At 71.6% G+C, this 24,738-nt stretch carries 21 protein-coding genes; 11 read left to right on the top strand and 10 right to left on the bottom strand.

Translation table 11 applies throughout. The features are described 5' to 3' along the window. On the bottom strand, positions 1-3,774 hold the full coding sequence (locus JYJ93_RS07780) for a TIGR02266 family protein (protein ID WP_206787628.1): 3,774 nt from the start codon (positions 3,772-3,774) through the stop codon (positions 1-3). A 179-nt stretch (positions 3,775-3,953) separates the two neighbouring features. Between JYJ93_RS07780 and JYJ93_RS07775 the strand changes: the two genes are divergently transcribed. The 3 genes from JYJ93_RS07775 to JYJ93_RS07765 all read left to right on the top strand — a co-directional run bounded on the left by JYJ93_RS07775 (position 3,954) and on the right by JYJ93_RS07765 (position 5,946). After that, positions 3,954-5,099: a hypothetical protein gene (locus JYJ93_RS07775; protein WP_206787627.1), complete on the top strand. Its 1,146-nt coding sequence runs from the start codon at positions 3,954-3,956 to the stop codon at positions 5,097-5,099. Positions 5,100-5,234: 135 nt separating this feature from the next. Beyond that, a complete protein-coding gene (locus tag JYJ93_RS07770) occupies positions 5,235-5,537 on the top strand; it encodes a type II toxin-antitoxin system Phd/YefM family antitoxin (RefSeq protein WP_206787626.1) in 303 nt (100 codons plus the stop codon). Continuing rightward, positions 5,530-5,946, top strand: a complete 417-nt coding sequence (locus JYJ93_RS07765) for a type II toxin-antitoxin system VapC family toxin (protein ID WP_206787625.1) — start codon at positions 5,530-5,532, stop codon at positions 5,944-5,946. The genes JYJ93_RS07770 and JYJ93_RS07765 overlap by 8 nt, the downstream gene beginning before the upstream one ends. A gap of 6 nt (positions 5,947-5,952) precedes the next feature. Here JYJ93_RS07765 and JYJ93_RS07760 read toward each other — a convergent pair whose 3' ends face one another. Then, a complete protein-coding gene (locus tag JYJ93_RS07760) occupies positions 5,953-6,927 on the bottom strand; it encodes an alpha/beta hydrolase (RefSeq protein ID WP_206787624.1) in 975 nt (324 codons plus the stop codon). Between the two features lie 44 nt (positions 6,928-6,971). Beyond that, positions 6,972-7,925, bottom strand: a complete 954-nt coding sequence (locus tag JYJ93_RS07755) for an NAD(P)-dependent alcohol dehydrogenase (RefSeq protein WP_206787623.1) — start codon at positions 7,923-7,925, stop codon at positions 6,972-6,974. Positions 7,926-7,992: 67 nt separating this feature from the next. Here JYJ93_RS07755 and JYJ93_RS07750 point away from each other — a divergent pair, with 67 nt between their 5' ends. Beyond that, on the top strand, positions 7,993-8,910 hold the full coding sequence (locus JYJ93_RS07750) for a LysR family transcriptional regulator (protein WP_206787622.1): 918 nt from the start codon (positions 7,993-7,995) through the stop codon (positions 8,908-8,910). 8 nt (positions 8,911-8,918) lie between these two features. Here the strand turns inward: JYJ93_RS07750 and JYJ93_RS07745 are convergent, their stop codons facing one another. Next, positions 8,919-10,202: a hypothetical protein gene (locus tag JYJ93_RS07745; RefSeq protein WP_206787620.1), complete on the bottom strand. Its 1,284-nt coding sequence runs from the start codon at positions 10,200-10,202 to the stop codon at positions 8,919-8,921. A 362-nt stretch (positions 10,203-10,564) separates the two neighbouring features. Here JYJ93_RS07745 and JYJ93_RS07740 point away from each other — a divergent pair, with 362 nt between their 5' ends. The 4 genes from JYJ93_RS07740 (at position 10,565) to nagZ (ending at position 16,168) form a co-directional block, all read left to right on the top strand. Further along, the gene (locus JYJ93_RS07740) at positions 10,565-11,593 is read left to right on the top strand and encodes a MoxR family ATPase (protein ID WP_128799546.1); all 1,029 of its coding nucleotides are present in this window, start codon (positions 10,565-10,567) and stop codon (positions 11,591-11,593) included. A 13-nt stretch (positions 11,594-11,606) separates the two neighbouring features. Then, complete coding sequence (locus JYJ93_RS07735) at positions 11,607-12,488, top strand: DUF58 domain-containing protein (RefSeq protein ID WP_206787619.1); 882 nt, start codon at positions 11,607-11,609, stop codon at positions 12,486-12,488. After that, on the top strand, positions 12,485-14,584 hold the full coding sequence (locus JYJ93_RS07730; protein ID WP_206787618.1) for a BatA domain-containing protein: 2,100 nt from the start codon (positions 12,485-12,487) through the stop codon (positions 14,582-14,584). Before JYJ93_RS07735 ends, JYJ93_RS07730 begins: the two co-directional genes overlap by 4 nt. Positions 14,585-15,058: 474 nt before the next feature. Beyond that, a complete protein-coding gene (gene nagZ, locus JYJ93_RS07725; protein WP_206787617.1) occupies positions 15,059-16,168 on the top strand; it encodes a beta-N-acetylhexosaminidase in 1,110 nt (369 codons plus the stop codon). Between the two features lie 9 nt (positions 16,169-16,177). Here nagZ and JYJ93_RS07720 read toward each other — a convergent pair whose 3' ends face one another. From JYJ93_RS07720 to JYJ93_RS07700, 5 genes are all read right to left on the bottom strand, one after another. Next, a complete protein-coding gene (locus JYJ93_RS07720) occupies positions 16,178-18,523 on the bottom strand; it encodes a kelch motif-containing protein (protein ID WP_206787616.1) in 2,346 nt (781 codons plus the stop codon). Between the two features lie 171 nt (positions 18,524-18,694). Continuing rightward, entirely contained in the window at positions 18,695-19,066 is a 372-nt protein-coding gene (locus JYJ93_RS07715; RefSeq protein ID WP_206787615.1) for a hypothetical protein, read from the bottom strand. Between the two features lie 137 nt (positions 19,067-19,203). Then, positions 19,204-19,725 carry a hypothetical protein gene (locus JYJ93_RS07710; RefSeq protein ID WP_206787614.1) on the bottom strand — a complete coding sequence of 174 codons (522 nt, stop codon included), beginning with the start codon at positions 19,723-19,725 and terminating at the stop codon, positions 19,204-19,206. Between the two features lie 229 nt (positions 19,726-19,954). Further along, positions 19,955-20,578 carry a thioredoxin-dependent thiol peroxidase gene (gene bcp / locus JYJ93_RS07705; protein WP_206787612.1) on the bottom strand — a complete coding sequence of 208 codons (624 nt, stop codon included), beginning with the start codon at positions 20,576-20,578 and terminating at the stop codon, positions 19,955-19,957. Positions 20,579-20,637: 59 nt separating this feature from the next. Then, positions 20,638-21,135 (bottom strand): hypothetical protein, encoded by a 498-nt coding sequence (locus tag JYJ93_RS07700; RefSeq protein ID WP_206787611.1) that lies wholly within the window; start codon positions 21,133-21,135, stop codon positions 20,638-20,640. A 57-nt stretch (positions 21,136-21,192) separates the two neighbouring features. Here JYJ93_RS07700 and JYJ93_RS07695 point away from each other — a divergent pair, with 57 nt between their 5' ends. Then, on the top strand, positions 21,193-21,834 hold the full coding sequence (locus JYJ93_RS07695; RefSeq protein WP_120549386.1) for a hypothetical protein: 642 nt from the start codon (positions 21,193-21,195) through the stop codon (positions 21,832-21,834). Between the two features lie 30 nt (positions 21,835-21,864). On the opposite strand, the gene JYJ93_RS07690 is transcribed toward JYJ93_RS07695, so the two are convergent. Continuing rightward, positions 21,865-23,187: a response regulator gene (locus JYJ93_RS07690; protein WP_206787610.1), complete on the bottom strand. Its 1,323-nt coding sequence runs from the start codon at positions 23,185-23,187 to the stop codon at positions 21,865-21,867. A gap of 125 nt (positions 23,188-23,312) precedes the next feature. Between JYJ93_RS07690 and JYJ93_RS07685 the strand changes: the two genes are divergently transcribed. Next, complete coding sequence (locus JYJ93_RS07685; RefSeq protein WP_206787609.1) at positions 23,313-23,642, top strand: MXAN_6627.5 family MYXO-CTERM protein; 330 nt, start codon at positions 23,313-23,315, stop codon at positions 23,640-23,642. 40 nt (positions 23,643-23,682) lie between these two features. Further along, positions 23,683-24,723 (top strand): class I SAM-dependent methyltransferase, encoded by a 1,041-nt coding sequence (locus JYJ93_RS07680; RefSeq protein ID WP_206787608.1) that lies wholly within the window; start codon positions 23,683-23,685, stop codon positions 24,721-24,723. Positions 24,724-24,738 lie beyond the last annotated feature (15 nt).

The following is a 24,738-nucleotide window of genomic DNA, read 5'->3' as shown; positions in this document are numbered from 1 at the left end:
CTACTTGCGGCCCAGCGCCTTCTTCACGAATCCCCAGAAGCGGCCCGCGCGATCCTTCAGGTCCGCGCCCCGGCGCTCCTCGGCGGCGCTCACCGCCTCCTTGCTCACCTGGAGCTGCTTCTGGAGCTCCTCCGGCGAGTAGCGCGTGGCGAGCGTCGCCTTCACCTCCTTGCGCGTCGAATACTCACGCGCCTCCACGTGCAGCACGCATTCGGAGTCCAGCTTGAGCGTCACCGCCACGCGCACGGAGCCCTTGGGGCCCTTCGGCAGGCCTTCCATGCGCACGGTGCCCAGGTACTCGTTGGCGGAGATGTGGTTGTCCTCGCCCTGGAAGACGGACAGCTCCATCCGCTCTTCGTTGTCCTGCGACGTGCTGATGGCGAACGAGCGCTGCGTGGGCAGCGGGCTGTTGCGCTCGATGACGCGCTTGAAGCCGCCGCCGGGCATGGCCACGCCAATGGTCATGGGCAGCACGTCGATGAGCACCACGCTGCTCACCTTGTCCACCGAGCCCGAGTACAGCGCCGCGCCCAGCGCCACGGCCTCGTCCGCGTTGACGCTCGCCTGCGCGTTCTTGCTGAACAGGCCCTTGAGCTTGTCGCGCACCAGCGGCATGCGGCTCATGCCGCCCACCAGGATGATGTCGTCCACCTCCGAGGCCTTCAGCTTGGAGTCCAGGAGCACGTCGCGCACCACGTCGATGGTGCGGTTGAGCAGCGGGTCGCAGATCTTCTCCAGGTCCTGGCGCGACATCGTCACGCGCAGGTCCCGGGGACGGCCCGCGTCGTCCATCATCAACATGGGGATGTGGACCTCGAACGTGCTGCGCTCGGACAGCGCCATCTTCGCGCGCTCGGCGGCGTCGCCCACGCGAGACAGGGCGATGCCGTCCCCGTTGAACGCGATGCCTTCCTTCTCCTGGAAGCGCTCCAGGAGGAAGTCGACGATGAGGTTGTCGAAGTCGATACCGCCCAGGAAGATGTCGCCGCCGGTGCCCAGCACCTCGAAGACGTTCTTCTCGATGCGCAGGATGGTCGCGTCGAAGGTGCCGCCGCCCAGGTCGTAGACGAGCACCTTCTTGTTGAGCTCGCGGTTGAGGCCGTACGCGAGCGCCGCGGACGTGGGCTCGTTGAGGATGCGCTCCACCTTGAGGCCGGCCATCGCGCCGGCCTTGCGGACCGCTTCACGCTGGGGCTCGGAGTAGTAGGCCGGCACCGTCACCACGGCGCGCTCCACCTTCTGGTTGAGGTGGGTTTCGGCCATCTCCTTGCACTCGCGCAGGATGATGCCCTGCACCTCTTCCAGCGACAGCACGTCGTTGCCCAGGCGCACGGCGGCGCGGCCGGCGGCGTCGGGGGTGATTTCGTAGTGGAAGCGCTCGCGCACCTGCTTCACCACGGCGCTGTCGTAGGGGCGGCCCACCAGGCGCTTCGCGCCGTAGATGGTGTGCGTGGGCCGCAGCACGAGCTGGTTCTTCGCGCGATGGCTGACGAGCAGCTTGTTCTGCGCGCTCAGCGAGATGACGGACGGGATGGTGTTGTAGCCCTCGCGCGAGCGGAGCACGACGGGACGGCCGTTGGACAGGAGCGCCACGCAGGAGTTGGTGGTGCCCAGGTCGATGCCGATGACCGGCCCCGTGCCGGCCAGCGTCTGCGGCGGCGTGAGGTAGATGGGGCGCACCTGGCCGTTGGCGTCCAGGGCCGGGGGCGCGGGGGCCACCGGCGCGGCGGCGGGCGCGAGCGTCGCGGGGGCGACCGGAGCGGGCGCGGGCGGGGCCTGGCGCACGGAGGGAGGAAGCACGCTCGGCGGCGGCTGTGGCGGCGGAGGGGCCACGGGCCGCGCGGCGGGACGGCCCCCGGAGGACACGGGCTCGCGCGCGAGTTCCAGCGGCCCGTCGTCGTCGATGGACAGGTCCAGGTCGAACTCGGCGCTGCCGCCGGACGGGCTCTGCGGCGCGGGAGGCTGCTGCGGGACAGCGCGGCCCCAGGACGACGCCGGCTCCTGCGAGAGGCCGGGCGCAGCGGGACGGTTGGCGAAGGAGCCGGGCTCCAACGGCAGCTCACCGGGAGCGTGTGCCCCGGGACGGCCCGCCACGGATCCAGGTTCGCGGCCCAGCCCCGGAGCACGTCCCGCCGCGGATCCAGGCTCCAGTCCCAGGCCCGGAACGGAAGGACGTCCGGCGGCGGATCCGGGCTCACGCCCCAGGCCCGGCGCGGTGGTGCGCCCGCCAGAGGAGCGCGGTTCAAGGCCCAGGCCCGGCGCGGCGGGACGACCGCCAGAAGAGCGCGGCTCAAGTCCCAGACCCGGCGCGGCGGGGCGACCGCCAGAAGAGCGCGGCTCAAGCCCCAGACCCGGCGCGGCACGGCCGGCGGCGGATCCAGGTTCGCGCCCAAGTCCCGGCGCGCGACCAGCGGCGGATCCAGGCTCCAGTCCCAGGCCCGGCACGGAGCGACCGGCGGCGGATCCAGGCTCGCGCCCAAGTCCCGGCGCGCGACCGGCGGCGGATCCAGGCTCGCGCCCAAGTCCCGGCGCACGGCCAGCGGCGGAGCCCGGCTCACGCCCCAGCCCCGGCGCGGCGGCACGGCCGGGCGAGGATGCGGGCTCACGCCCCAGCGGACGCTGACGGCCCGGCGAAGAAGTGGGCTCGCGCGCCAACTCCAGCGGCGCGTCGTCATCCAGGGAGGACAGGTCGAAGTCGAACTCGGCGCTGCCACCAGAGGGCTTCGCGGGCGCCACCGGCGGCGCCGCGGGCGGAGGCGCAGGGGCCGCGCGCTGCACGGGCGCCGGAGGCACCGGCGCGGCGCGAGGCGGCGGCTCGGGGGAGACATCCGAGAAGTCCAGTTCGAACCCACCCGCGTCGGCCGAAGCCGCGCCGTCCTCCACGGAGAGCCCCACTTCGATGGGCACCTCCTCCAGCGGCTCCCCCATCGCGATGGGCTCTCCCACGACCGGAGCCTCGAACTCGAAGTCGAGCCCCGGCAGCGGCTCGTCGCCTCCCGACAGCACGCCCTGCACGGTGGGCGGAGGCGTCCCCGCGATGAGCTCATCCAGCGGGATGTCCACGTCGTTCGCGGAGTCCGCCTGCGCCAGCCCCATGTCCTCGTCGGGCGAGCCCAACGAGAACGGCTCGTCCGAGCCGCCCAGGGACAGCGGCTCGTCCGCGCCGGGCGCGGGACTGGACGGAGCATCCAGGTCATCGAACAGCGAATCGAGCGCGGCACCACCCACCGCCGGCTGCGCGGGCGGTGCGACGGCCGCGGGCCGGGGCGCAGCGGCGGGCCGGGGCGCGGCGGCGGCTGGCGGCGCGGCCACGGGCGGACGCACCGGCGCGATGCCCGGCGTCGTCAACGGCGCGATGCCTGGCGCGGCCAGCGGCGCGATGCCCGGCGCGACCATCGGAGCAATGGACGGCAGCGGCGCGGCCGGCGCGGTGCTGCCACCCGGCTTGCGCTGGAGCATCAGGTCCACGAGCGCGCGGCTCGCGGTGTCCAGGTCCTGGAACTGCAACCCCATGCCCGGAGGCCCCGCGGGGTCGTTCACATCGCGCACCCAGCGCACGGTCGCGGTGCCCTGGAGCACGCGCACGCCGTTGGCGATCTGCACCTCGAAGCGCACGGGCGTGCCCACCGGCTGCGGCGTGCGCGAGCGGATGAACATGCCCCCGGGGCTGATGTTGGTGGCGAACTCCTCGGTGAAGCTCCCCACGGTCTCATGCTTGAGCTTCACCAACAGACCGACCGACTTGCGGTCCGAGGTACGCCGACCTTGATCCATGGTTCAGCACTGTCGCGTCCGGGGGCCATTCCCTCAAGGGGGTTCTGGCCCCCTGCCCGTCCGGCCGGTGCCCGTTCGAGACCTTCAGGTGCGCATCTGACTTACGTGTATGTCCCCGCTATCCTGGGACTTCGTTTCCCCCAGGAAGCAGTCCGGGCCCACCGGACGGGAGTCCCTCGATGAACGCGGTCCCCCATTTCGCCCCGGCTCCCCTGCATGCGCGGTGGTTGGTGGACCGACGGCATGACCTGCTCTCCACGGTGGGGGGACTGGGCGCGAGCCTGGCGCTGATGGCGTTGCACGTGCTGGGAGGCGTGAGCGGGCCGCCGCTCTGGTGGGCGTGGGTGTTGCTGCTGGACGGGCCGCACCTGTTCGCGACGGTGTCGCGCACGTACCTGGACGCTCGGGAGCGCAAGGCGCGAGCCCGGCTGCTCTGGGGCAGCCTGGGGTGGTTCGCGGCGGGGCCGGCGGTGTTCGCGGCGTCGGTGCTGTCCGGGCAGCGGTGGCCGTTCGCGGTGTTCGTGACGCTGGCGGCGCTGTGGGCGTACTGGCACGTGGTGCGGCAGCACTACGGCATCATGGTGCTCTACCAGCGCAAGGCCGGAGAGCGGGACGCGTGGGACCGGCGGCTGGACAGCGTGACCCTGTACGTGGGGCTGCTCGCGCCGTTCGTGGCGTTCGCGCTGACGCATCCGGGAGCCCGGCGCCGGTTGGGGCTGATGGCGGAGCCGACCTGGGAGGTCGGGGTGGCGCACGCGTGCTTCGCCGTGGTGCTCGGGGTGGTGGGGGTGCTGGCGGCGAGGCAGGTGTGGCGGTGGCGCCGGGGGCTGGGGGTGAACGGGCCCAAGTTGTTGATGCTGGGCGCGGCGCTGGGGCTGACGTCGCTGGTGTTCTGGCCGTCGGTGTCGCGGCGGATGGACTTCCTGATGTTCACCGTGGCGGTGACGGCGTTCCACAACGTGCAGTACCACGGCATCGTCTGGTTCTTTCACCGCAACCGCTACCACTCGGACGGCGTGGACCGGACCGCGTTCGGCTGGGCGCCGAAGGTGAGCCAGCGCTTCATCATCTACGCGCTCTGCGGGCTCACGTTCACGCTGGTGTACCGGACCCTGGGCTGCGGCATGGGCGTGCACCCGGGCTGCGGTGCGTTCGACGCGAAGCTGGCGCTGGGAAGCAGTGGGCTCACGCTGAGAGATTTGATGGAAGGCTTCATCTGGGGCTTCGCGCTGCACCACTACTTCCTGGACCAGTACATCTGGCGCGTGCGTAAGGACGCGGGTCTGAACCAGGACCTCAAGCTGAACACCGCCGCAGCGGCCTGACGGTCGGGCCCGAGGGTGTGTCGGACCTGTGCCTATTATCCGTACACCATGGCCAGCAAACATCGACGGCGGACACCTCCTCGTCCCGCGACCGCGCGTCGCGCCGCCGCCTCACCGCCCACGTGGCCCCTGCCCATGCAGCGCATCCCGCTCAGTGAAGCACGCAGCCATCTCAGCGCGCTCGTGCAGCAGGCGGCCACCCAGCGGCATCTCACCGCCATCACGGTGCACGATGAATTGAAGGCGTTCCTCATCGCGCCCTCGCGATTGGAGGCCCTGCTGGAAGCAGAGCGAAAGGTGCGCCCTGCCCGGAAACGGAAGTCGAAGCTTCGAGGCTCCCTGCGCATCGTGGGTGACCTGGAGGCTCCTGATGAGAGCCCCAGTCAGCGGCTCCAGCGCTCGGCCCTGACCTCCGCGGAGGTGCTGGAGCTTGAGTGAAGGCTACGTGCTCGACACGAATGCCCTGCTCTTCTACGCGGGAGAGCAGTTCCAGAAGCTCGGGCCCACGGCGAAGCGCGCGTTCTCCGCCTTCGAGCACCGGCGCGGTTACCTGGTGGTGCCCGCGCCCGTCGTGTTGGAGACGTGGTTGCTTGCCCAGGGCGGGAAGCTGCGTTTCCCCACCACCCTGGACGCATGGTGGTCGGACATCGAATGTCCGGAGCTGGTGCACGACGCCATGAGCGAAGCGGATGTCCGGGAGGCGGCCCGGCTCGACTGGGAGCATCGAGACCACTTCGACCGGCTCATCGTGGCGGCGGCCCGCAGGCTCGGACTGCCGCTGCTCACCCGCGACCGCGCCATCACCGACTGGGCACAGGACACGGGGGGCATCGAGGTCGCGTGGTAACAGGGCTCACGACGTCAGCTCGGTCGGCGCCCGGAGCGCACGGGTGAGCGCGTCGTTCAGCTCGCGCTTGAAGCTCATGCTCATCCAGGCATTCGGGATGGCGTCGAAGCCGTGGATGGCTCCAGGGTAGACGTGGAGCTCCACCGGGACTCCCGCGCGGGAGAGGCGGCGGGCGTAGTCCATGGACTCGTCGAAGAAGACGTCGAGCGAGCCCACCGCGATGAACGCAGGGGGCAGGTGCGAGACGTCCTGGCCAAGCGACGCGGAGAAGTGCCCGGCGCGGAAGTCGGTCGGGACGTAGTCCCCGCGCAGGGACTCCCAGCCGAAGCGCGTGTGCGCACGCGTCCATGAGAACTCGCCTGTCGTCGGGTTGGGGTCCACCTCCAGGGCCGTCCCCGTGCGGGCGTCGAGCATGGGGTAGATGAGGATCTGCGCCGCGGGCCGTGGCCCGTTGTCATCGCGGGTGAGCTGCGCCAGCGAGGCGGCGAGCCCGCCACCCGCGCTCTGACCCATGAGGACGATTCGCGACGGGTCAATGCCGAGTGACGCGGCATTCGCGTGGACCCAGCGCAGCGCCGCGTAGGCGTCGTCGATGGGACCCGGGAACGGCACCTCCGGCGCGAGGCGGTAGTCGACCGAGACGACGACAGTGTTGTGCGAGAGGGCGAGCTCGGCGTCGAAGCCCTCGCCCATGGCGGCGGTGCCCATCACCATGCCGCCGCCATGCAGGAACAGCACGGCGGGCCGGGGTGCCGTGCTCTGGCCCGGCGGCGTCTGGATGACGAGCCGGACATCGGGCGCTCCGTGCAGCCCGGGGATGCGCACCTCACTGCGAAGCGCGGTGTTTCGGGGAGCGATGGACGCAATCATCTGGTCCATGAACGTGCGGCCGTCCGCGAGGTTCTCGCGGGAGAGCCCCGGAAGGAACGGGTAGGCGATGAGAGGGAGGAGGGACGGATCGACGAGATGACGCGTGGACATGGGTGGCTCCTGGATGCGGCGGTGTGTGGGGTTGCGAAGGGACTTCAAGGCGAGGAGGCCGCGCGGATGACGACCTTGCCGATGACGCCCCCTCGCTCGGACCGCTCGAACGCGGCTTGGGCATCGGACAGCTCGAACACCTCCACGGGAGGCGCGAGGAGTTCCCGGGTCTGGAACTTCTCCGCGAGCTCCGCGAGGTCCTTGGCGGACGGCTTTGTGACGAGCAGCAGCTGCTTCTGGCGACGGAACGGGCCGAGCAGCGCGGAGGCCATGAGCGACAGAGGGGACGGCTCGAACCCCACATGCCTGCCGTGAGGCATGAGGAGGTCCCGCGCCTCCGCGAAGGACAGCTTCGTGCTCAGGTCGAAGACGACGTCGAAACGCTCGCCGAGCATCGAAAGCGGCCGGGCGCGATAATCGTGGACCCCCTGGGCACCGTACTTCCGCGCCGTGTCCAGACCCGCGGCGGACGTGACGGCGGTGACGTGCGCGCCACGCGACCGGGCGAGTTGAATCAACATGAGCCCCACCCCGCCCGTCGCACCGTTGACGAGGACGCGCTCACCGGGAGCGACGCGCGCGACGTCACGCACTGCCTGGAGCGCCGCGAGCCCCACCATCGAGACCGCCGCGGCCCCGACGTCGTCGAGCCCTGACGGAACCCTGGCGACGGAGTTCGCCGCGACCGTGATGAGCCCGGCGAGCGTTCCCTCCCGCATGCTTCCGGGGAAGCCGAACACGCGGTCTCCGACCGAGAAGCCCTCGACGCCCGGCCCCACCTCCTCGACGACACCGGCGAAGTCCGAGCCCGGTGACCTCGGGAAGCGGGCACCGCTGAGCAACTTCAGCGCGCCACGCCGGATCTTCCCGTCGATGGGATTCACCGAGACGGCTCGGACTCGGATGAGGAGGTGGTGAGCGCGGACACGGGGCGCCGGCTGCTGGGTGTGCCGCAGGACTTCGGGACCGCCGAAGCGGCTGTAGGTGAGTGCGTTCATGGCCCTCAAGCTACGGGGCGGCATCAATTCGCGGAACTTGATGGTCAGAAGGCCTATTGTTCATGCCGTGAAACTCTCGGCCTTCGACCTGAACCACGTGCGCGCGCTTCATCATCTCCTCGAGGAGGCTCACGTCACACGCGCGGCGAAGAAGCTGGGAATCACGCCCGCGGCGGCGAGCAATGCCCTGCACCGGCTGCGCGTCGACTTCGACGACCCGCTCCTGGTCCGCAACGGAAGGTCGCTCGTGCGAACGCAGCGGGCCGAGGCGCTTCGCGCGCCCGCCAGGGAGGTGATGCTCGCGGCCGGACGACTGTTCGACCAGGGACGTCCCTTCGACCCGGCGACCGCGACCTGGGACCTCTACGTGACGACGTCGGACCGCGTCGCGGAGCTGCTCCTGCCGACGCTCGACCGGCTCCTCGGGGCGCGGGCTCCCGGGGCCCTGCTCACGCTGCGGACCCAGACGCCGGACCTGGGGACGTTCCTGCGGGAGCACGGCGGGATCGCCATCGTCCCGGAGGTCGCGAAGGAGCGGGACCTGCGCTCACAACGCCTGTTCGTCGACGACTTCGTCTGCGTCATGCGCGGGGCGCATCCGCTCGCCACCGGGCGCATGTCCCTGAAACGGTTCACCGAGTGGGAGCACGTCCTGGTGGCCCCACTCGCGCAGTCGCGCCGTGGCGGCATCGACGTGCTCCTGGAGAAGGAGGGGTTCCCGCGTCGCGTGACGCGCGTGGTGACCACGTTCTCCCTGGCACTGCCGCTCGTTCTAGGTTCGGACCGGCTCGCCGTCCTTCCGCGCAGCTTCGCCTCCGCGCACGCGAAGGCACTCGGACTCGCGCTTCGGCCCCTGCCTGTCCCGATGCCTCCCATCGAGATGCTCCTGGCCTGGCATCTGGGGAACGAGGGCGACCCGAAGCACGCCTGGCTCCGCGGGCTCGTACAGGACGCAGTACGAGCCGCGGGCCTGGCGACCACGTAACCTCGAATTCAGGGCGTCACGAGCCGCAGGAACGCATCCTGGTTCCAGGTGTTCCCCGCGCCGTCGCGCTGCCACCCGGACACCACCAGCCCGGACTCCGGCGCCGCCACCAGCGTGGTCGTCGCCAGCGAGCACGTGCCGCTCTCGCACGACTCCGGCGCCAGCGACTTCGTGCCCAGGAGCGCGCCGTCCGCCGCGTAGCGCGTGACCGTGTCGCCGCACGCCGTGGCCACCGGGCCCGAGGGCTCCACCGCCGCCACCGTGCCCACGGACGTCGCACCACACGTGGGCTGCTTCACCCAGCGCTCCTGCCCGTCCGCCGCCGCCGTCAGCACGAACGGACCGCCCTCATCCAGCGCCACGCCGTTCCACACCAGCAGGCCCACCGCCTCGCCGGCCACCGCCACCGTGCCGTCCGCGCCCACCGACACGGAGCCCACGCGCCCGTTCACGCCCGGCACCTCGCGGCCCCAGGCCAGCGCGCCGTCCGCGCCGAACGCCAGCACCACGAAGCCGCCCGTGCCCTGCGCGTCGAACGTGCGCCCGTCCACCGTCACCGGGCCCACCAACCGCCCAGCCACCACCGGCGTGCCCGTCCCGGACAGCGCCACCGCCGACAGCAGCGTGCCCTCCTTCGCGCCGTTGAACGTCTTCGTCCAGGCCACCGTGCCGTCCGCCGCGTAGCGCACCAACTGGGGCGTGTGGGCCTCCGGCGTCCACTCCTCGCCCAGGGCCACGACGCCGCCCGCCGCGTCCGCCGCCACCGCGTAGACCTTCTGACCCACGCGGCGCTGCCACTCGGGCTCACCGGCCTGCGTGAACTTCACCAGGAAGCCGTCCTGCGCCTCGCCCAGCCCGAAGTCCGCCGAGTACAGGAACGCGTTGCCGGACAGGAACACCGCGCCGTCATTTCCCGTGGAGCCCGCCACGCGCAGGTCCGACAGGCGGTTGCGCTCGAACTCCTTCGCCCACTGCTTCGTCCCGTCCGCCGAGTAGCGCGACAGCGTCAGCACCAGCCGCTCGCCGTCCACCTGCTCCCGGTCCTCATCCGAGCGCGGCGTGCCGGACGTCACCCACAGCACATCTCCGCCCTTCCCCACCGCCAGCCCCGCGCCCGTGTCGTCCTGGGGACCGCCCTGCGTGAGGGACCAGGGGCTCGCCGCCGGGGCCGTGGGCTTGGGCGCCTCCGCCGCGGGGGCCTGCGTCGGCGCCTGGGTCCCAGGCGAGGGAGCAGCCGTCCGAGGGGCCGGCGCGGGGACCGGGGTGTCCTGGGCTTCCGCACTGGCGGTCACATCGCCAGCTTCCTCCGCCGAAGCACCACCACACGCGGTGCTTCCCAGCCCGAGGAGTCCCGCGCCCAGAAGTGCCCACCCGCCCCAGATGACTCGCCGTGCTGAACGCATGCCGTGCTCCCATGCCTGCCCTGCCCCATCGCAGGTGCCTTGGGAACGTAAGCAGTGTGTCCACGGTCCGGCATTCCCCCTGTCCAGGGGGCACTGAAACAGGCCGGGGGGCAGGCACGGGGCCAGGCGGACCCGTGGCCGTCCACGAAGGAATACCGGGTCCCTGGAACGGTTGGCACCCCACGCTCGGGGCCCCAGGGCGACGGAAACCGTTGGTCCGCCCCCTCCGCGCCGATTAAGAGAACCCTTCCATGGAAAGCGCCGCCCCCGCCCCTCTTCCCCCGTCCGACGCCACCCCCGAGGACCTGCGCGCCGTCGAAGAGCTTGCCCAGGCCCGCAACGCCATCGTCGAGCAGATTGAAAAGCGCGTCGTCGGCCAGCGGGACGTGGTGGAGCACCTGCTCATCTCGCTCTTCAGCCGCGGCCACTGCCTCTTCGTGGGCGTGCCGGGCCTGGCGAAGACGCTGCTCATCTCCACGCTGGCGGACGTGCTCAACCTGTCCTTCAACCGCATCCAGTTCACGCCGGACCTGATGCCGTCGGACATCACCGGCACGGACATCCTGGAGGAGGACAAGACCACCGGCCGCCGCTCCTTCCGCTTCATGCAGGGCCCGCTGTTCGCGAACATCATCCTCGCGGACGAGGTGAACCGCACGCCGCCCAAGACGCAGGCCGCGCTCCTCCAGGCCATGCAGGAGTACCGCGTCACCGCCGGTGGCCGCACGTACCCGCTGGAGCTGCCCTTCCTCGTCTTCGCGACGCAGAACCCCATCGAGCAGGAGGGCACCTATCCCCTCCCCGAAGCGCAGCTGGACCGCTTCATGTTCCTGGTGGACGTGGGCTACCCCACCGCCGAGGAGGAGGTGCAGATCGTCAAGAGCACCACCGCCGGCGCGCCGCCGAAGCTGGAGAAGATCCTCTCCCCCGAGCGCATCCTCGCCCTGCAGGAGCTGGTGCGCCGCGTGCCGGTGCCGGACCACGTGGTGCGCTACGCGGTGGAGCTGGTGCGCCACACGCGCCCCAAGGAAGCGGGCGCGCCGGACTTCGTGGCGAAGAACGTGTCCTGGGGCGCGGGTCCCCGCGCGAGCCAGTACCTGGTGCTCGCGGCCAAGGCGCGCGCCATCCTCAACGGCCGCTTCGTGGCCACGGTGGAGGACGTGCGGGCGCTGGCGAGGCCCGTGCTGCGCCACCGCGTGCTGCCCAACTTCACCGCGGAGAGCGACGGCATCACGTCCGTGAAGCTCATCGACCAGCTCCTCACGGTGGTGAAGGGCTAGGCGCTTCCATCCCATGTCGCTGCTCGACGCCCAGACGCTGTCCCGCCTCCAGGGCGTGAAGCTGCGCGCCCGCGCCGTGATGGAGGGCGTGCTGTCCGGCCTCCACAAGAGCCCCCATCAGGGCCAGAGCGTGGAGTTCGCCGAGCACAAGGAGTACGCCCCCGGCGACGAGCTGCGCCACCTGGACTGGAAGGCCTACGGCAAGTTCGACAAGTACTACGTCAAGCGCTTCGAGCATGAGACGAACCTGCGCTCGGTGATGGTCGTGGATGCGTCCGCGTCCATGGGCTACCAGAGCGGCGCGATGTCCAAGCTGGAGGTGGCCAAGACGCTCGCGGGCGCGCTCAGCTACCTGCTCGTGCGCCAGCAGGACGCGGCGGGCCTGGCCGTCATGGTGGGCGGCGCGTTCAAGGACGTGCCGCCCCGCGCCTCCGCCGGACACCTCAACGTGCTGCTGGACACGCTGGAGCATACGCAGCCCAAGGGCCCCACGGACCTGGGCAGCGCGGCGGATCACCTGGCGGAGGTGCTGCCCCGGCGCTCCACGGTCATCGTGCTGTCGGACCTGCTGGATGAGCGGCAGGAGGCCCTCAAGCGCATCCTGGCCCTCAGGCAGCGCAAGAACGACGTGGCGGTGTTCCACCTGGTGGACCCCGCGGAGCTGACGTTCCCCTTCGACGACCCCACGCTCTTCCTGGACATGGAGGGCGAGGGCCGCATCGAGGTGAACCCGCGCGAAATCAAGCAGAGCTACCTGGAGGAGTTCGGCGCGTTCCTCGCGGACGTGAAGGCGAAGTGCGCCGAGGCCGACGTGGACTACGAGCTGGTGCGCACGGACGAGCGGCTGGATGAGGTGCTGCTGCGCTTCCTGGGACGCCGAGGGAGGCGCCGGTGACGTTCGGCAACCCGTGGTTCCTGCTGGGCGCGCTGGGTGCGCTCATCCCCGTGCTGGTGCACCTGTTCGACCGGCGCCGGCCGAGGGCGCATCCGTTCGGGCCGCTCGCGTTCGTGCTGCGCAGCCAGAAGCGCACGGCGAGCCGGCTGAAGCTGAAGCGGCTGCTCCTGTACGCGCTGCGCACGCTCATCCTGCTGGCGATCCCCATCGCGCTGGCGCGGCCGGAGTTCACCCGCGACGCGCAGGCGGCCACGGTGACGCGCGGGCCCGCGGCCACGGCGGTCATCCTGGACGCGTCGCTGTCCATGCGCTGGTCGGACGGCACGTCGAACTTCGAGAAGGGCCGCGACGAGGCGCGCGACGCGCTCAAGGACCTGCTGCCGGAGGAGCCCGCCACGGTGATGGTGTGCACGGGCGCGCCGGAAGCGCCGCCGCCGCCGGGCTTCGACCGGGCGCGGCTGCGCGCGCTGGTGGACGAGGCGAAGCCCACCTACGGCACCGCGGACCTGTCGCGCTGCCTGGACATGGCCGCTCGGTCGCTGGAGGAGAACCCCATGCCGGGCAAGCGCCTGGTGGTGGTCTCCGACATGACGGGCTCCGGCTTCCGGCTGGAAGCGCCGCCGCCCACGGTGAAGGGGCCCACGGGGGCGATGGTGAAGCCGGAGGTCGTGCTGCGCGACGTGGCGTCCGGACGCGAGTCGCTGGACAACCACGCGCTGGTGGACCTGCGCGTGGAGCCCGCCCTGCAGGCGGGGCCGCGCGCGTACCAATTCACCTTCACGGTGCGCAACTTCGGCACGAAGCCGGCCAAGGACCTGGAGGCCGCGGTGCGCGTGGGCGAGTCCACGCTGGCCAAGGGCTTCGTGGACGTGCCCGCGGGCGGCACGACGCAGAAGACGCTGACGGTGCGCTTCCCGCAGGGCGGCACGGTGGTGGGCCAGGTGACGCTCGCGCCGGACGCGCTGGCGGAGGATGACCGGAGGGCCTTCGTGCTGCCGGTGCCGCGCGGGCTGAAGGCGCTGGTGGTGAATGGCTCGCCGCACGCGACGCGCTACCGGGACGAGGCCTTCTTCGTGGACGCGGCGCTCACGTCGCCGGGCTCGCCGGTGGACGTGGCGGTGCGCGACGCGGAGGTGGGGCTGCGCGAGGACTTCAGCGCGTACGACCTGGTGCTGCTGCTCAACACGACGGCGCCGTCGGAGGAAGAAGCACAGAAGCTGACGGCCTTCGTGGAGAACGGCGGAGGCCTCTTCGTGAGCGTGGGCGACCACGTGAACCCGGAGGCGTACAACTCACGGCTCGGCAAGCTCCTGCCGCGACCCCTGCGCCTGGTGCGTACGAGCGCCGAGCGGGAAGACCCGGACGCGGAGACGAAGACGGCGAAGCTGGCGCAGGTGAAGGTGGACCATCCGCTGTTCGCGCCCTTCACGGGCCGCGCGGAGGAGGGGCTCATCGGGGCGCGCTTCTACAAGTACATGCTGCTGGAGGCGGACAGCCCGTCCGCGCCGGGCACCAGCCAGGTGCTGGCCACGTACGAGGACGGGGCGCCCGCGGTGGCGGTGGCGCGCCGGGGCAAGGGCCGAGTGGCGCTCTTCACCAGCACGGTGGACCGCGACTGGAGTGACTTCGCCATCCGCACGAGCTTCCTGCCGCTGATGCAACGCTTCGCCGCGTACCTCACGGGCTCGCTGGAGGAGCGCGAGGAGGTGCGCGTGCGCGTGGGCGAGACCGTGACGCTGCGCCCGGAGGGCACGCAGAAGGTGGCGGGCGTGCGCGCGCCGGATGGCAGCGAACTGCCGGTGAAGGCGCAGCCGGACGGTTCGTTCGTGGCGGGCCCCACGGTGGAGCCGGGAGTGCACGCGGTGCTGGGCGCGGATGGGAAGCCCGTGGCCGCGCTGGACTTCGCCGCCACGCTGGACCCGGCGGAGAGCGACCTGACGCGCGTGCCGCCGGACACGCTGACGGCCTACTTCGGCGAGGACACGGTGAAGGCCTCCACGGGGGACGCGGACAAGCCCGCCGTACCGCTGTGGACGTGGCTCATCCTGGCCGCGTGCCTGGCGTTCTTCTTCGAAGGCACGCTCCTCCGGAAGTAGCCCCGCCCGCCCCGGCGGCGCTCCTCCAAAACCTGTCCGACTGTCGGACAGGTTTCCGCCGCCCGGCTGCGGCGGAAGCAATCCTGGTCACGGTCCTCCAAGAGCTGTCCGACTGTCCGACTGGTTTCGCCGCCCGGCTGGACCGGGGCCCCTGCCCGCTGCGGCCTTCAAGACCTGTCCGACTGTCGGACAGGTTTCCGCCCATCGGCTGCGGCGGGAGCCCCTGTCGGCCTCAGCCTTCAAGACCTGTCCGACTGTCCGACAGGTTTCCGCCCCTCGGCTGTGGCGGGAGCCCCTGTCGGCCTCGGCCTTCAAGGCCTGTCCGACTGTCGGACAGGTTTTCGAGACGTTCTGGCCGGAGGCCCTTGCCCGACAGCTTGAGGGTCGGCCCGCCCCGTGCCCTGACAGGCAGCCGACGCTCGGCATGCGCTCGTAATGCCCCATGGGCGGCGGGCTCTGCCACACTGCGCGGCCGTGAGCCCTGCTTCCGCCCTGTACCGCGACTGTGCCCGCCTCTTCATGGTGGGCTTCCCTGGCACCCGCATCGACGCCGACCTCGCGGCGCTGATGGACGACGGCATCTACGGCGCCATCCTCTTCAAGCGCAACGTGGGCACCGCGGCGGAGACCGCGACGCTGTGCCGTGACATCAAGACGCGCGCGGGCCGGCCGTTCATCCTCTCCGTGGACCAGGAGGGTGGCCGGGTGGCGCGCCTTCGCGGTGAGCCCTTCACCGCCCTGCCTCCCATGCGCGAGCTGGGACAGCGCGGCGACGAGTCCCTGGCCGAACGCGTGGGCCGGTTGCTCGCGCACGAGCTGCGCGCCGTGGGCTTCGACTGGGACTTCGCCCCCGTGCTCGACGTGGACACCAACCCGGCCAATCCCGTGATTGGCGACCGCAGCTTCAGCCGCGACCCGGTGGAGGTGGGCCGTCTGGGCGTGGCGCTCGCGAAGGGACTGGAGGCCGGCGGCGTGGCGTCCTGCGGGAAGCACTTCCCCGGCCACGGCGACACGACGACGGACAGCCACCTCACCCTGCCGAAGCTGCCGCACGACCTGGAGCGCCTGCGCCGCGTGGAGCTGGTGCCGTTCCAGGCCTTCGCGAAGGCGGGGCTCGCGTCGCTGATGACGGCGCACGTGCTGTTCGACGCGCTGGAGCAGGGCGTCCCGGCCACCATGAGCCACCGCGCGCTGCATGACCTGCTCCGCAAGGAGCTGGGCTTCGACGGCGTGGTCGTCAGCGATGACCTGGAGATGAAGGCCATCGCGGACCACTACTCCGTGGCGGAGGCCGCGGTGCAGGGCACGCTCGCGGGCGTGGACCTGTTCCTCGTGTGCCACAAGGCGGAGGTGCAGCGCACCGCCATCGAAGCGCTGGTGAAGGCGGTGGAGTCCGGCCGCGTCCCGCGCGAGCGCATCACCGAAGCGCACCGCCGCCTGGACGCGCTCGCCGCCCGCTTCGCGCACCCCGCCGAGGACCGGCTCGCCACGCTGGGCGACGCGGAGCACCGCTCCCTGGCCCAGGGCCTTGCCAGTGCATTCACCGGCAAGGACCCCACGGAGGTCATGCTCGCGTCGCGGTAGGCCGCGGGGCTACTCGGTGTACAGCTCCGCCGCGGAGAGCGAGTAGCCGGCGAAGCCCCCCACCACCAGCACCTGCCCGGACGGCAGCTGCACGGCCCCGGGCTCGATGCGGGCCCGCCCCAGGCTCGACGTCGCGGTCCACAACCCCGAGGTGGGATCGAACACCTCGGACGTCGCCGTCGCCGTGGTCGAGCTGAAGACAGAACTCCCGCCCGTGACGAGCACCCGGCCCGACGGCAGCAACGCCGTCACGGCATGGGTGCGGCCCCGCACCATCTTCCCCACCACGCTCCAGGACTGGGTCGCCGGGTCGTACAGCTCCGCCTCGCCGACAAGCTGCGTCTTGTTCTGACCTCCCGCCGCCAGCACCTGCCCGGACGCGAGCACCGTCAGGGAGTGCATCGACCGGGGCTGGACCATGCTCCCCGTCACCGTCCACTTCCCCGTCGAGGGGTCGTAGAGCTCCGAAGGCCCCAACGGGAGGGCCGCCCCCGAGACGCCTCCCGACACCAGCACCTGCCCGGACGCCAGCAAGGCGACGGCGTGCAGGCGCCGGCTCACGGACATGTTCCCCGCGGAGCGCCACGTCCCGGTCGCCGGGTTGTAGAGCTCCGCCGTGGCCGTCGGGCTTCCGCCATTGGAGGCGCCCACCACGCCCCCCACCACCAGGACCTCCCCGGAGGGCAGCAGCACCACGCCATGGCCGAAACGGCCCAGCGCCATGCTGCCCGTCGAGGCCCACGTCCCCGTCGCCGGGTCATAGAGCTCCGCCGTGGCCAGGGGCACGCTGCTGAGTTTGTTGGTGCCCCCCACCGCCAGCACCTTTCCCGACGGCAGCGTCGTCAGCGTGTGCTCACGCCGCGCCGCGACCATCGGCCCCGTCGGCGTCCATGCGCGCGTCGCCGGGTTGTACAGGTCCGCGAGGGGCTTGGCGGCCATGTCCCCCTCGCCCACGGTGTACCCACCGGCCGCCAGCACCTGCCCGGAAGGCAGCAGCGCCGCGCTGACGTACGAACGCGCGGAGTTCAGGGTGCCCGCGGCGCTCCAGCCGGAATACGCACAGGCCGGCAGCCCCGTCACCGTGAAGGTCTTCTCCGTGGACAGGCCCAGGGCGTTCTCCACGGTGGCGGTGACGGTGGACTGCGCGCCCGGGGCGATGCATGCCGGCGGCAGCCACACGACCTCGCTCGACGTGGCGCCCGACACGGGCGGCTCGAAGGTGCCGCCACCGGCGGTCCAGTGGAAGGTGAGCGCGCGGTCCTGGGCGTCCCGAGCCGTCACCCCGAAGGTCATCCGGGCGCTGGCCACCACCGTGGCCGTGGCGGGCGAAGTGCCGACAATCTCCGGGTGGAAGCGCAGGCTGTCCCGAGTCCCCACGCAGATGCGCAGCGTCCCCGTCCCCACGCCGCCCCGCCCGTCCCGCACCGTCACCGTCAGGGGGCAGCGGTTGCAGTCCTCCGCGGCGGGCGGAAGGGCGCCTGGCGTGAAGGACGCGGAGGCCTGCGTCGCGTCCGTCCAGGTACCCTCGCAGCCGGCGGTCCACAGGTACGAAAGCCCGTCCCCATCCGCGTCCGCGGCCAGGGCCGTGGCCACCGTCGTGCCGCCCACCTCCACCGCCGTCTCCGACGCGGTGACACGCGTCACCCGCGGCCACAGGTTGAAGGAGGCCTGCACGAGCGCCTGTCCGGTCGGGGTCGTCACCGTCAGCGTGACGCTCAGCCTGGCCTCCGCGCCCTGGGCGTCGCGTACCGTCAACGTGAGGACCACGGGCCCCTCCGTCGAAGGCGCGGTCCAGTTCGTCGTGGCGCTGGCCGCGGCGCTGAAGGTCCCCGACGCGGCGGTCCACGCATACGTCAGCGTGTCCCCCTCATTGGGGTCCTTCGCCACGGCCGTCAACGTGATGCGCCCTCCGGGCGCGACGGCGCTGGACGACACCGTGACCGACTGGATGACGGGGGCGTCATTGTCGAAGGGCGGTGGCGTCTCCAGGTCCTGCAGGGTGAGCATCACCGTCGTCTGCTCCGCCCCGATGGTGACGCCGGACGCCCGTCCCTCGAAGCGGAGCACGCCGGCGGCGTCGAAGGCCTTCGCGACGAACTCCCGGCCGGTGCCCACCGGAATGAAGGACAGCGTGCCGCTCCAGCCACTCCCGTCCTTGACGAGCGCCCCCGACATGGGCGCCATCCCCGGGCCCGACACCGCCACGGTGACCTGGGTGACGCTGGCCGCGCTCGCGGACTGGACCACGGCCACCAGCCGGGCGCTCCCGGTGTCCGGGACCTGCCCGCCACAGGCCATGACGGCCCACGCCAGTCCCAGCACCAGGACCAGCGCCTCCCGCTTCATTCCTCGCATGGAAATCCCCTCTGACCGCCCGGAAGACCGGCGCGGCTGGGGCAATGGCATATCAGCCGTGACCGACGCGTGACGAGCGCGTCACGCGGCAAGGCCCGGGTGGATTCCGCCTCATGATTTCAGGGCGGCAATCAAAGACATCTCTTCAAATCAAGGCACCCACGCGTCGCGTCAGTGGGTGGCGTGCCTGGAGCCCAGGTCGGAGCCCTGGCCCATGGGGCCCTGGAAGCGGAGGGCCCCGCCACGGTCTCCGGGCACCGGCTCCTGGGGCGTGGTAAAGCCGGGCGCGCCAATCTGGTTCTGCAGGCCCTGGGCCCCGGCGGGCTGCGGCTTCAGCGGTGACCCCTTCGCGTCCGTGGGCGTGGTGGTGCCCGAGCCCCCCGTTCCCGGCGGCGCGGGCTGCTGCGTGTTGGCGACGCCCTGGTAGCTGCTCCCCGCACGCGGCATCGTGGGCTTGTCGCGGTTGCAGCCAGGGCCGACCAGCGCGGCCGTCGCGGCGCACACCGCCACCAGCGTCCAGTGATGAAGTCTCTTTGAGTGCATGGCCTGCTCCCTCCAGAAGCCGTCATGGCCTCGACAGAAGGAGTGGCCACCCCGGTGCCCCACCGGGAGTGGCGGGGCCGGAGCACGGACGCCCGCTGGCATGCTGGCCGGCGGGCATCCCTGGAACTTCAGTCCAGCTACCGGTTCTGCATGTAGACGGGCGGGCTGACGTAGGTGTAGGGCGCCTCGAAGCCGCGCGTGCCCTCGTTCGCGGTGGAGACGTTCCAGCCGCCCAGCCCCTGGGCCGCGGGCGAGTAGGCCGCCCCGCCGAGCACGCCGTAGCGGTGCGCCATCATGCCGCCCGCGTCGTCCCACTTGGAGTTGTTGGACTTGCCCGCCTTGGCCGGCGTGCGGGGGTCGATGCTGGAGCCGATCTTCTCGATGGTGGAGTTGTAGCCCCGGTCCACCGTCAGCACGTGGGCGGGCAGCTTCGCGGCCGCGTCGCCGTGGTGCGCGTCCGCGGGGTTCTCGTGCCCCTGCTGCTCGGCCACGTTGTAGACGGCCTCCGGCTGCGTCCCACGCTGCGCGAAGGCATTGCCCCGCGACTCATCCGGCTGCTTGCCGCCCGTCTCCGGCAGCCCGCCACAGGCCGTGCCCAAGAGCACGCCCGCCGCCAGCGCCGCCGCTCCCATCCACCGCTGAATGCCTCGCTCGCGCATGTTCATCGTCTCCGCCATCCCCGAGGAATGGTCATGCCGTCCTCACCCACCACCGGGCATCCACCCGAGGGCAGGCCCTGCCGGCCGCCCGCTGTCCGGCCCAAGGGCCGACAGGGCTTCATCGTGAACGGCCAGCCCCGCTCGGAAAGAGAGGAGCCAGCCACGGGCGCAGGCATACACGGTCCCAGCCTCCCTGTCCCGCCAGGAGTGCACCGGCGCCCACCCCACTTCAGGCGCGGGCCCCCTTGCGGGCCGCGCCCTTCGCCGCCGGGGCCTTCTTCGCCGCCGGTTTCTTGACAGTCGCGGGCTTCGCCTCGGCCGCGGAGGCCTTCTTCGCCGGAGCCTTCGCCGGAGCTTTCTGGGGGGCCGGAGCCGCGGCGGAGGACGCTCCGCCCTGGAGCGTGGCCAGGACCTCCGCGACGTGCCCGGCGACCTTCACCTTGGGCCACACGCGGACGACCTTCGCGTCCGGGCCGATGAGGAAGGTCGCGCGGATGAGGCCCATGAACTTGCGGCCATAGAGGGACTTCTCCCCCCACACGCCGTACGCGTCCGCCAGCGCGTGGTCCGGGTCCGCCAGGAGCGAGAACGGCAGCCCCTGTTTCGTGGCGAACTTCTGGTGGGACGCGACGCTGTCCGGCGACACGCCCAGCACCACCGCGCCGGCCTTCACCAGCGCGGAGTGCTCGTCACGGAAGTCACACGCCTCCGTGGTGCAGCCGGGGGTCGCGTCCTTCGGATAGAAGTAGAGGACGACGTGCCGCCCCTTGAACTGCGAGAGGGAGACGGTGGCGCCGCTCTGGTCGGGGAGCGAGAAGCCGGGGGCCTTGTCACCTGCTTGGGGCATGGGCATGGGTCGGCTCCATACCCAGACCCCGAGGGCTTCTCAACTCCACGCGCGCGTCAGGGACGTCAGCGCGCGCCCTCGCCCGCCGGATGGACCTCTTCGCCCGGCGGGTGGTCGTGGGCCTCCAGCTTGACCAGATCCGCCTGGCAGTTCTCCAGCACCTTGCGCAGCATGTTGCGCGTCGCGTCCGTGTGGGCCTCGCCCATCTTCTTCGCGAGCGATTCGCACGCGGCGCGCTTGGCCTCCACGTCGCTGGCGCCCTTGCCCGTCGCACCGGGCCGGGCCAGGGGGCGCGGCGGAACCTTCTCCTGGGCGGCCTTCAGCGCGGCCAGGCGCTTGTCGGCCTCCGGGCGGACCTTGGAGTCCTTGGGGACGGCCTCGAACTGGGCGGCGACCTCGGCCCACGCCGGGTCCTGGGCGGGGAGCTGCTGGTTGATCAGCTCCTGGTAGCGCTCTTCGGCCTTCTTCATCTGCTCCGGACCGGGGTCCGTGGAGCAGCCTGAGAGCGCGAGCAGCCCCGCGAGCAGCAGCGCGGCGGAAGTTCGGGGATGGGCAATGCGCATGGTGTGGGACGTCCTCCTGCTGGCCACAGGGTTAAACCACGGCTAGGGTGCGCCGTCGTGGCTCCCATCCTGCTCGCCTTCCTGCTCGGCCTGACCCAAGGCATGCTCCATGCCCTGGGGCCGGACCACTGCGCCGCCATGGCCACGCTCGGCACCCTGGGTGGCGGCCGGCGCCGCGTCGCCCTCATGACGGCGCTGCGCTTCGCCCTGGGCCACGCGGCCATGCTGGGCGGCATCGCGGCGGTGTGCCTCTTCGCGGGCGTGGGCCTGTCGGAGACCTTCGAGCGGTGGGCGGAGGTGTTCGGCGGCGCGGTGCTGGTGGCGCTGGCCGTCACCGCCCTGCTCTTCCCGCACAGCCTGGACCACGGCCACCCGCACCTGCCCGGCCACGACCGCGAGCCGCACGAGCACGTGCACACCGTGAGCACCGCCGCGGGCGCCTTCATGGCCGTCAGCGGCGTGCGGTCGCTGCTCATCGCGCTGCCCCCGCTCTTGGTGGGCGGCAGCATGAGCCTGTCCGCGTGGACGTACCTGCCCGGCTTCGCGCTGGGCATCCTCATCGGCATGGGCGCCGTGGGCCTGCTGTTCGCCGAAGGCCTGTCGCGCGCCAACGCGCGCATCAGCCTGTGGATCCAGCGCGGCGTGGCGCTGGGCTCCGGCGCGCTGGGCCTGTTCTGGATCGGCTCGCGGCTCGTCTAGGCGAGCGAGGGCCGCGCGGCCCCCAGGTGCTCAGGAGCGCTTGTCCAGGATGCCCAGCGCCATCATCGACACCAGGAAGCCGTAGACGACGTGGTCCGGGCGGTTGGCTAACGCGAGCAGCTCCCCCACCACGCGGTTGCCGTCGATCTTGGGCAGCAGCTCCGCCTCCCAGCGCTCCAGATCCACCTCATTGAGGCCGTAGGCGGGAGCGACGGCGGGGATGAGCCGGTCCTCGGGCTGGAGCAGGCGGCGCAGGCGCTCCGGCTTGTAGAGCTTCTTGATGCCCCGGACGATGAGGTTCGCCGGGTGCACGTCCAGCTTGATGGACTCCGAGGAGGCCTTCTCCTTGAAGCTCATCACGTACGTGCCCTCCTCCCAGGAGAAGAGCGAGTAGATGATGGCCTTCACCTGCTGGCCCACGTAGTACAGCCGCTCCGTGTCCTTGAGCAGGGCGCGCTCCACCAGCACGTCGCCGGTGCGCCGGTGGCTCTGCGCGGCGACGGCGGACGCGTCCTGGAGCTGCTCGGGCTTGATCTTCCCCACGCGCACCAGGAACTGCCCGAAGCGGTCCGCCAGCAGGTTGGAGAGCGCGAACACCGGGGTGCCGTTCTCGAAGTAGACGACCTTCTTCACCTTGCCGCGCTGAACGCCCAATTCGCCCGTCTCGCGCGACAGGTAGAAGGCGGTGAGCAGCGAGGGCAGGTTGTCCCGCAGCTCGCCCCGGCGGCTGCCCGGCGCGCCCGCGCCCACCGGCAGCGGATCCGGCGGGCGGCCCGGCGTGGGGGGCCGCACCTGGGTGGTGGACACCTTCTGCATGGGCGTGGCGGTGAGGTCGGCGCCGCGGATTTCCGCCGTGAGGTTGCCGCCGCCGGTGACCTTGATGCGGCCGGTCAGCTCCATGGCGTCCTGCGGGCCCTCCTCCTCCACGTCGATGTCCAGCTCCACCTCGAAGGCGTCCTGCATGGAGGCGGCGGGGACCTTCTTCTCCGCGGGCAGGACCTTGGCCACGGCCTCCAGCAGCTTCTGGGCCTCGAAGGGTTTCTCGAAATAGCCGGCGGCCTGGTACTTCTGGCGCGCCTCGGTGGCGTGCTTGCCGCCCTTGAAGACGCCGGTGATGAAGAGCAGCGGCAGCTGGGGGTTGTCCTTCCGCAGCGTGTCCGCCAGGTGGTAGCCCATCATGTCCGGCAGCAGGATGTCCAAGACAGCACAGCCGGGGGGCTGGGCGCGGGCGGCCTCGATGGCCTGCTTGCCACGGCTGGCGCCCACCACCTCGTACCCGGCGTCCTCGAACAACTGCGTGAGGAGGGAGAGGAGCTCCTGGTTGTCGTCCACGACGAGGATTCGAGGCGCCATCGCGGGGGGACCGTAGCAGATTCGGGCGCCAGGGCGGCCAGCGTTTCCAGGGAACCCCGGAAGGCCGCCCGCTTCAGAGGATGGATGCAAGCGCCCCGCTGGAGCGTTAGGGTGTCGCCCGCCTCATGCCCTCCCTCTTCTCGCGCATCCCCCCGGCAGGGCTCCTGGCCGGGCTGCTGCTGTTCTCCCCCCTGACGGTCCTGGCCCAGGAGGGCCAGCAGGACGCGGGCCAGCCGGACGATCCGAACTCCCCGGAAGGGGACGACAACACCGGCCGCGTGCCCACGGACTGCCGCAGCACCAGCGACTGCGCGCCGCGCTTCAGCTGCAACGCGGGCAAGTGCAAGTACACCGGCATCCGCCAGGCGGAGACGCAGGGCTGTCTGTTGGGTCCCCAGGCCGCGTTGATGGTGCTGGGCGTGGCCGCCGTGGCAGGCTCGCGGCGCCGCCGGTAACCGGCAGGCCCACTCCCCCCACTCCAAGGAGCGACGCGCGATGCGGCTGGGCCTGAAGGCAAGCAACCTCCTGGAGCGGGTGGCGGACTTCCTCAACCTGGCGCCGCAGCCCCTGGCGCACGCCTTCTTCGGGATGATGGCGTCGCGGACGCTGATGGCCGGGGCCCGGCTGGGCGTCTACGCGGCGCTGGCGGACGGCGCGGCGACGGCGGAGGCGCTGGCGGCGCGGCTCAAGACGAGCACCGAAGGGATGCGGGCGCTCCTGGAAGCGCTCATCGCCTGCGAGGTGGTGGAGCTGAGCCGGGGCCGCTTCCGGCTGGCGCCCCGGGCGCGGCGGTGGTTGGACCCGCGCTCGCCGCAGGCCATCACGGCGTTCCTGGAGTTCAACTACGCGCAGTGGGACTGGTGGGGGCAGTTGGAGAACGCGGTGAAGAGCGGGCAGTCGGTGGACATCCACCAGTTCGCTCCGGACGACCCGCGCTGGCGCGACTACATCCAGGCCATGTACCAGCTGGCGCGGCTGGCCTCGCCGGAGGTGGCGGCGGCCATTCCCCTGCCCCGGGGCGCCAGGCACCTGCTGGACCTGGGCGGCGCGCATGGCTGGTACGCGGCGGAGCTGTGCCGGATGCACCGGGGGCTGAAGGCCACGGTGGTGGACCTGGAAGGCAGCGTGCGCGTGGGGCGGGACATCATCGCCCAGGCGGGGATGTCGCACCGGGTGACGCACAAGGAAGGGGACGTGCTGCACGCGGAGCTGGGCGGGCCGTATGACGGCGTGCTGCTGTTCCAGGTGATGCACCACCTGACGCCCGCGCAGAACGTGGCGCTCCTCAGGCGCGTGCGCGGGGCCATGGTGTCCCGGGGCACGCTGGCGGTGCTGGAGTACCTGCGCGAGGAGCGGGAGACCGAGAGCACGTCCGCGCCGCTCATCGGGTTGCACTACTTCCTCACGTCCGGCGCGGCGTCGTACACGCCCGCGGAGGTCGAGGGCTTCCTGGATGACGCGGGTTTCAAGGTCCAGAGCACGCGGCCCATCCGGCATCTGCCCTTGCAGACGTTGATCATCGCGCAGCCGGACTGACGGTCCCGGCGCCTG

Origin of the sequence: Corallococcus sp. NCSPR001, assembly GCF_017309135.1 — a bacterium.
Classification (GTDB): domain Bacteria; phylum Myxococcota; class Myxococcia; order Myxococcales; family Myxococcaceae; genus Corallococcus.
The sequence above is the reverse complement of the archived record's forward strand: the minus strand, read 5'-3'. Positions and strand labels throughout refer to the sequence as shown.